Here is an 8,156-nt window from a genome sequence, read left to right on the forward strand (position 1 = left end):
ATCTATAGTAATTAAATCAAAGCGTGGCATTTTCCAGGTGTAATCAATCAGAACCAAGCTGTTATCAACTGCTCCTTTTACTTTACATCCCTCTTCACTTATATCTTCAGGGCTTACGTGGGTACGGCAACGATAAGTTATTTGATAACTACTTCCAGGAGCTGGCTCTTTGCCGGGTAATGACCAATCAACGTTTCCTGCATTTAACTTATAGTCTGTACTGTTTTCATAAATAATATTGCCTTGTTTAATTTGAATAATCTCAAGTACTGCAGAGTCAGGTATCGGATCAATGGCTCCTGAATATGAACCTTTTTAATTTCACTTATTGGAAAATCATTAACTTTAAGTTCCATTACTCTTTGGCTATTTGGCTGAAAAGTATGTGGTTCTGATTCAACTGATTTTATATCTGGATCTTCATCAAAAGAAACACGAATACTGTGAGGAAGTTCAATCTCATAACCATCAACATGAGCTTTGCCCTCATTAATCACAAATATTTCTCCACCTTTTTCGTCCCTTTGCAAAAACATTACTTCAAGGCCATTTACAACGTAGGAACCATTGGCTTCTTTGTCATAACGAGCAAGAGCGGTAGTTACTATGTTTGCTTGTGGTGGTGGTGAATATTCTATTAATACTCCATTTTCAATATTATAAATTGGATAAAATTCTCCTTCAGAAAAACGTGGAGAAAGACCTTCTGCTTGATAACCCCAAATGGTGGAAACTTTAAGCCTTGCTGCCCCTACTTCTTGATAATTACGTGTACCAACAGCAGGATCACGAAGATTTTCGTCCTCAAGTTCTGTAATGGTGGATTCTAGATAATAAACACCTATACGCACTGTGGTACTCAGTGGAATAACAAATTCTTTTGCTTCTACTTTTCTAACTGCTCCACGAAGATAGATTTTTCCTCCCTCAAGCGTAGCTTTACCAGTTTTTGCATCTATAATACAATTGCTTCCTGTTATAACATCACCATCACGGAATATTGCATCACCTATGCCTTTAAGCTTAGAGAGAGCATATTCTTGGGTTTCGTTTAATTCTGCTGACTGTAGACCTCTTCCTGCAAGAAATAAGCTTTTTTCGTATTCTTTGTCAGGATTAAAGCGGTTATAATAGGCGTTTAAAGTCATTTTATTCTAGAAAAATTCAAAAGGTTACAACAAATGAAAAAGTCTCTCTTGTAGCAGAAGTCCTGATTAATGGTACTGTATGTTCCAAAATCAATAAAATCCCATGGTCTTCTATGTCTTGGAGTTCAAAATATCTCTGTCCTGTAGGTAATCCTTCTTTTACTTTAGTACCAACCATAACCCCAAGCTCCCGTATAACTTGATTTGCTGCGTCCGTGAAATCGAAAGTAAATTTAAGGTACAAGTTATTGGTTGGTACATTAGAGGGTTTAAACCTACCTGTAGGAGTTAGAAGCTCTCCATTCTCATCACCTGTACAGAAGAGAACCTCATCAACAACACGACGTCCAACTTCCTTAATTAATGTTGCAGAAGTAATTAGTTCCGGTGGTGTGTCTTGAGTATACTCTATAGTGATTACGCTATCTGCTATAATTGCACCATTTTCTACACGCTCAATAGCGCCTGCGCTACTATCAACTATATAATCTATGCTTGACTGATAAATTGTTTGCCCTGTATAAACTTTTACATCTTTAATAGTGTGGTGATCTAAACTTATCTTGCCGCCTGCTGTAAAAGTTTTTTCAACTTTGTAGCTGCTTTCCCAGGTAGAATCTCCAGATCCCCAAGCAAGATGTATTGGTTGCTCTTTTATGCTCGCAGCAATAGCTGCTCTGCCTGATTGTGTGAGTACTGACATAGTTGATTGTGCAGTTGATATTATGTATATACAAGATCCGTGGAAAAAACGTCCAATTTTTTTGCAATAATAGGATCAAAATCTTTCCAAGGGCGATTTAAGTGGCGATGTTCATGCCAAGTAACCATACCTAGATAGAATGCTGCTACGTAATTTTCTAGCTCATGAATGGGATCTTTCTGTTTTGAATCTGAATCATTTTGACAATCAACATGATATTCCATTAAATTAGACTCTATTATTCTTTGATCAGTAAAACTCTTTGCTTCGTAGTAATAAGTTATACTAAACCGCTCTAAAATCGGTGTGCATCGAAAGTTCCAAATTTGCTCAGAAAGTTTATCTTCACTTAAGTGAAATGTATGCTCTATTTCTTCATAAATAGTCGATGCAAAACAAGCATTTATATCCCCTAAATTCCAACTATCTGACAATACTATCAATGCTTTAGCAAACTTAATTTCTGGCAATAAACTCTGTGGTAGAGGATGTAGTGCTTCTAAGTTGTACCACTCATGATTTCTTTCATATGCACCGTTGTAATTCTTCATGTGAGGTTCTGTCTCTCCTAATATTGCAACATCTAACCTATATAAATCATTACTGTAACTTCTATCATAATGTGATCTAAAAGTGCCAAATTTAAATCTTGGATTTCCTATTTTCAGCTCAAATGAGTTTTTTCTTCCAAACGATAATACTGGTCCTTCTTTTGCTATTTTTACACCTGAGTAGTCTGAAAGAAGATCTCCAAAAATACTTTCATCTAACATAAACCGCTGAGCATTGTAATAGTCATTGAATATTCGCATTAATCGAGATCTTGCCGGTGCAGAAAGTTTTGCCAGAGCAATTACACTATCGACAAAAAAGTCATTAGGAACATCAGAGATGCCAATTTGAAATTCAGCAAAATGCTCTCCTGGTGGTTCTTCTTGAATGGTAATATTATCAATGTTTGCCCACTTCAGCGCCATCTTCAGTGACTGTGGTGTACCGCGCAAACGTTGAAATCTTATTCCGTTTTGCTTAGCTAAGACCCATTCTTTTAATGCACTCTTAGTAGCTTTCTTACCCCAGGATAAAATTTCTCCCAAGCCGTATTCCGCTACTAGCCACGGCAACATTTCAGTCTGTGGGTTAAATTTAAATCCCCGTAGAGAATTTGCATCAAGAGAATAATTAATTATGTCTGTAAGTATTTGCTCTTGCTTTGAAGCATTTGGAGGAAGTATCACCAATTTTTACCTAACACTTAAATTATTTAAAGTAACGCATTCATTATCTTGCACGACGATGTCTTCTATCGGCTCTGTAAGCTCTATATTCTGCATACCTTCTATAAAGAGGTGGGCAATAATCCATGATCTGGTAACATTCCACCCTAAACCTTTAGCAGATTCAAGATCTTTGATAAATTGTTCCTTTGCAGCTTCGATAACATCTTTGGATGCAGTAGGGTAAATATGCACTTTAGCATGAATAGTAATGGGAATAATACCACAGCCAATAACTGTAAGCGTATCTGTTAATACACGAATATCATCGCGAATAACGTGATTTCTGACGATCTCTAGCAATTCTTCTGAAGGTACTCCATCATTTTCTGTGGAAAGTATTGAAATCTGTACACTTCCTGGTATAGGTGATACCACTTGCGCATCTTTTACTCTTGTGTCAGTAGATAATGCATGATAACGATAATGCTCTTTGCTTCCTGCTGTTGACCAACCAACAATTTTGGCTTTTACCCGCTTTCTTAAGGATTCATCATCCTCTGATTCCTTCCGCACAACGCCATAAAATTCAGCTAAGAGATTAAGGTCATTGTCCTTTGCAAAAGCAAGTAAATTTGCTTTTGCTGCATCATTAATCCTTTGCCTAAGCAAAAGTTCACGCCAGGCTGCCACTTCCAGGATTTTTATTGCTGGATCACTCTCAGTTAGCGCAGAAAAATTTTTATCTCTATGAACTAACTCTTCTTTCATGCGAGAAAAGATTTCCTCAAATTTTAATGTTTCGACAATATTTGGTGTTTTCATCCTACTACCTTATACTATAATACCATCAAGGCGGATCAGCTTTCCATTTGGCAGATAGATTCCTTCTAAAATGAGAGTTACTTTACCTTCTTTTATTTCTGTTATTTGTACACGTTTAAGCTTAAATCGACGCTCCCACTTTTCTAATGCTTCTGCAACTGCTGCATAAAGTTCTTGTGCAAAACCAGGTACAATTGGATGATCAATCAGCTCAAATAACCTTGATCCGTAATCTCGGCGCATAACACGAGTGCCAACTGGCGTAGTTAAAATATCAACTATTGATTGTTTTAAATGCTCTATACCACTTATTGTTTTACCAGTTTCAGAACTCATACCACGCATATTATTTACCCTGCAAAAACGTTATCACTCCCTTCTTCTGCTATTGCTCCACAGGAAATTAGGTCACCAGTACGAGCAATGGCTTTGCCATTTACAAACACTGCTTTCGACCCTTGTGTCATTACTTTTCCTTCACTAAAATTATCTCCTTGCCTACAGACAGGTCTTCCGTTTATAAATACATCTCTGCTTCCACTTATACAAAAATGCAGCAACGCTCCTTCACAGTGATCTCCTAGGCGTATAACTGATTTATTCATTCCTTTCCCTAATTTAGATTTACTCTTTTTGCTTTTAGTTTTATTTCGCTCTTTGTTATCTCTACACTTGATTCCCCAACATTCAGTGTTATCTTGTCTACTACTTCAATCTCTAAATGATGTTTCTCTTTATCATATGTAAATCTTGTCCCATCTTGAAATTTTACACTATTTACTTCCTTTTTATTCTCTGGAGGAGGGTATTTTTCCTGATATATTGCCGGTAACACCACCCCCAAAGACAATTCTCCCAATGGTGATAATACTATTACCTGTTCATCAATATTTGGTGGTGACCAACTTTCAGCTCTATTTGTTATCCATGGAAGAAAATCTGTTACAAGTTCACCTATTTTAACTTTTACTTTAGCTTTTTCATAATCTATTTTTTCGACAATGCCTATACGGACAATGTTGGCCAATTTCCTCCGCAATTCTGAAATTGCAAAATTACTTTCCAACATTCACATCGATTAAATGAGGTTTTATTTTACTCACTTCCCAAATCGATCGCCCTACATGCAATTCGTGCGCCCAGTCTACCATCCACACTAAATATGCATCGAGCTCTGGCCTAAAATCATCTCCTCCTCCTGATATAAATTCTCCTGGTGAAACATTTTTCACGTTCCAAGTATTTTTATTTACTACTCTGGCAACCTCAGCAGCTAATGATCTGACAATAATAGGGGCATTTTCTATTGTGCTATCGATCACTATTCGTGCCTCAAATTTTGCTCTCAGCGCTAGCTCCTCTGTTCCTGGATCTTTTCCTTGCTCTAGACTTGACAATTTCTATAAATACCGCTGGAGCTGCTAACTCTTTCCTTATTGCTGGATAAACCTCACAAGTTTGAATTGCTGGTATCTCTGCCTTTAGCGTATTACAGATTGCCTCATGTAAATTAGTCCAAAATGCCGTCATAAAATAACTCATGTGTAAAATATTTTTCAAATATCCTTTCAACTTCATAATTAACAAGATTTTCTATTATCCTTGAAGCCTCAGGTTCAAGTGGTAGTTTAACCTCCTGTATCGGTAGTGCTGTTCTTCCTACACGTTTAAAAATACCACGATAGCCTCTTGGCATCGTTGCCATAAATGCATCATTAAATGCTGTTCTTATTTTTGCTTGTTTTATATTTCTCATTCTCATATCATACAGATATGCTCTAATTAAAACCTTCAAAGTGCTTTTCCTTGCCTTGATAATTCTTAGTCTTTTTCTAATTACTTTTAGCCTAATTTGCTTTTCTTCACTGATTTCTCGGACAGCCTGAGATTTTAACCATAATGCCGTTTTGTTTAGCGCTCTTACCGCTGCCAATTCTATTTTGGCTTTGTTAGCATCAATGTTGTGAATAATTCTCTCAATATTTTCATTAACCTCAATGTTAAACATCCTTCTCTCCAAGTACTGTACATTTTATATTCCATACTATTCCTGAATTATCTCGCAGTGGTGGAGAATATACTTTATATTTACGACCATCAATAACAAAAATATCTCCCACCATTGGCCTCAGTACATCAAAAACATTTACCTCAAGAAAAAGCATCTCTCCCACAAATTGTCCTTCACCAATCTCGTATAATTTATCTGGCTGTTGCTTTAATACCTGTACCATATATGACTTATCCTTTGATTTATATAAAGCCACTTCTCCTAAATGGGCAAAACAATCTTCTAAGAAACTCCTAAGAACCTTCTTCATCTATCGGCTCCTCTTTCATTAGTATATAACCAAATTCCTTTGCTTTTTTAGTCAAATTTTTGACTACTCTCTCTTTGTAGAGTGTTTCATAATAGTTCATTCCTTTTTCTACATATTCTTGTCCATATTTTAGCATATTATAAAAAATACATGCTAATTTCCTTGCTGTAGCAGTGATCGCTTTTGGTATCCCTAGTCGCTTCTTTAACCTCCTGCAGTATGCACCAAGTGCAGTGTTGCTTCTTGATACACAATGAGCAGCAAGTCGCAAGGCAGTTGCAGCACGATTAACAACTTTACGAGTTCTTGTTCCAATAATTTTCCCTCCTGTAATTTTATTAGCAGGACTTAATCCGAGCCAGGAAGAAAAATGCTTTTCTGTCCTCCATTTATTGTGATTTATACCTGTTTCTGAAATGATAGCCTGTACACTTAATACATCAAGTCCTGGAACTCTAGTAAAATCCATCCCCGTTATTCGATATAAATCTTCATCTACGGCAAAATCTGGACTATTCTTCTGTTTTCTCTTTCGTGTCTTATTCAATGCCCTGTTCTCATTCGACTTTGTTTCAAATGTTTTATAGTAATTTTCTATACTTTTATCACATCCCGTTATTTGCTCTTGAAAAAAAGTATATGCTGCATATTCTTGTTTTAGCACAAACAAGTGTTCCTCTCTATAATCACCAGCTAACGCTTTTGCTATAGTAGACTGATCATTTTTTATTCGTGCATCCCTGAATTTAGCCAATTTCTCAGGATCTCTTTCGCCTTCAATTATAGCTTCAATGATTTTCATACCAGTTATCCCAGTAATATGACTAATAACCTTGTGTAATTGAATATTCATTTGAATTAGCGCTTTTTGCATACGTTGAGTATGTTTAGCTGCATTTTCAATTAGATTAGCACGTTGTCTAACGTAACTACGCAGTACACACATTTGATTATCCGGTCTAAATGATCCTTGAAGCAGTCCATAGCTGTGCAATTGTTGCAGCCATTGACAATCTTGAACATCAGACTTTCTACCAGGCACATTTTTGACATGTCGCGCATTTACTAATTTTACTTCAAATTTATGTGATTCTAATATTTGAAATAAGGGAATCCAATATACTCCAGTTGACTCCATGGCTACAGTTCTAACCTGACACTTTTTTAACCACTTTGCTAAGTTGTGTAGATCTACTGTAAAGCACCCAAATTTTTGGATACGTTGTTCATCTCTTCCTTCAGGTACACATACATAATGTACAGTCGAGCCAATATCAATCCCTGCTGCATCAAGGTTTATTGTTTTTAATTTACTTTTTGCTTCTGCCATATAAAATCCCTCCTATATTATTATGATAAGAAGCACTTCAGCTTGGGACGGTTAGGTTATACAATCTTCTAAACGAGGTAGCCCAAAAAGAACTCCATCAATGGTTTTACCATTTCCCCCAAAACCATGCTTTCAAACGGGCATTTATAGCACCATTGATTGTTTCGGTTATAGCTGCAGAAGCGCTTCTTCATAACACTATACCCAAAGAACATAAAGTAAAGAGGGAGTTTCTTTTTGGTTTTACAGATTTTATCTGTTCTGGGCTTTAAATAATCTCTTAATATTCTCTTGCACGTTTCTCCGCTATATACTAACATTTATATGCTAAGAAGAGGTAAAGCATTCTTCTGCCTCACACCGCTTTATATTTGCTCTACCTATGTTACAACGATCTTGACTAGTATTGCTGGACGGTGGCACATTGGCAGAGGGTTTGACTGCGTATGCAAATCAGTCCCTCTATCAAATCTTCTTGGCTCTTGTTTTGCATATAGTGGCTGTCCAAGTGTATTTACTGTCTCATTAAAATCTGCTGGTGCAAAATATGTTGTAAATGTGCTCGCTGTTCCTAGTGGAAAACAGTGCCCTGTATCTTTCTCAATAAATCTT

The 8,156-nt window shown here is 36.5% G+C and carries 10 protein-coding genes and 2 pseudogenes; all 12 read right to left on the reverse strand.

Annotated elements, in window-relative coordinates:
* Positions 1–60: 60 nt before the first annotated feature.
* A pseudogene (locus BA053_RS04055) lies at positions 61–1,148 on the reverse strand (DUF4815 domain-containing protein); the annotation flags it as partial.
* Positions 1,149–1,164: 16 nt separating this feature from the next.
* Positions 1,165–1,851 carry a hypothetical protein gene (locus BA053_RS04060; RefSeq protein WP_065094337.1) on the reverse strand — a complete coding sequence of 229 codons (687 nt, stop codon included), beginning with the start codon at positions 1,849–1,851 and terminating at the stop codon, positions 1,165–1,167.
* Between the two features lie 20 nt (positions 1,852–1,871).
* Positions 1,872–3,089 carry a phage tail protein gene (locus BA053_RS04065; RefSeq protein ID WP_065094336.1) on the reverse strand — a complete coding sequence of 406 codons (1,218 nt, stop codon included), beginning with the start codon at positions 3,087–3,089 and terminating at the stop codon, positions 1,872–1,874.
* 6 nt (positions 3,090–3,095) lie between these two features.
* The gene (locus tag BA053_RS04070) at positions 3,096–3,893 is read right to left on the reverse strand and encodes a baseplate assembly protein (protein WP_065094335.1); all 798 of its coding nucleotides are present in this window, start codon (positions 3,891–3,893) and stop codon (positions 3,096–3,098) included.
* Positions 3,894–3,902: 9 nt separating this feature from the next.
* Entirely contained in the window at positions 3,903–4,238 is a 336-nt protein-coding gene (locus BA053_RS04075; RefSeq protein ID WP_065094334.1) for a GPW/gp25 family protein, read from the reverse strand.
* A 5-nt stretch (positions 4,239–4,243) separates the two neighbouring features.
* A complete protein-coding gene (locus tag BA053_RS04080; RefSeq protein WP_065094333.1) occupies positions 4,244–4,498 on the reverse strand; it encodes a PAAR domain-containing protein in 255 nt (84 codons plus the stop codon).
* Positions 4,499–4,506: 8 nt separating this feature from the next.
* The gene (locus BA053_RS04085) at positions 4,507–4,962 is read right to left on the reverse strand and encodes a phage baseplate assembly protein V (RefSeq protein ID WP_065094332.1); all 456 of its coding nucleotides are present in this window, start codon (positions 4,960–4,962) and stop codon (positions 4,507–4,509) included.
* Positions 4,949–5,423 (reverse strand): annotated as a pseudogene (locus BA053_RS04090) (hypothetical protein). The gene BA053_RS04085 and the pseudogene BA053_RS04090 overlap by 14 nt, the downstream one beginning before the upstream one ends.
* A complete protein-coding gene (locus BA053_RS04095; protein WP_065094330.1) occupies positions 5,404–5,901 on the reverse strand; it encodes a phage tail protein in 498 nt (165 codons plus the stop codon). Before BA053_RS04095 ends, BA053_RS04090 begins: the two are co-directional and overlap by 20 nt.
* Complete coding sequence (locus tag BA053_RS04100; protein ID WP_065106788.1) at positions 5,894–6,214, reverse strand: head-tail joining protein; 321 nt, start codon at positions 6,212–6,214, stop codon at positions 5,894–5,896. Before BA053_RS04100 ends, BA053_RS04095 begins: the two co-directional genes overlap by 8 nt.
* Entirely contained in the window at positions 6,198–7,544 is a 1,347-nt protein-coding gene (locus tag BA053_RS04105) for an IS110 family RNA-guided transposase (RefSeq protein WP_065106789.1), read from the reverse strand. Before BA053_RS04105 ends, BA053_RS04100 begins: the two co-directional genes overlap by 17 nt.
* Positions 7,545–7,924: 380 nt before the next feature.
* Positions 7,925–8,156 (reverse strand): major capsid protein (locus BA053_RS04110; RefSeq protein ID WP_174525430.1); only part of this gene is annotated, 232 nt, incomplete at its 5' end.

Source organism: Wolbachia endosymbiont of Nomada ferruginata (genome assembly GCF_001675785.1).
In the GTDB taxonomy this organism is placed as follows: Bacteria; Pseudomonadota; Alphaproteobacteria; order Rickettsiales; family Anaplasmataceae; genus Wolbachia; species Wolbachia pipientis.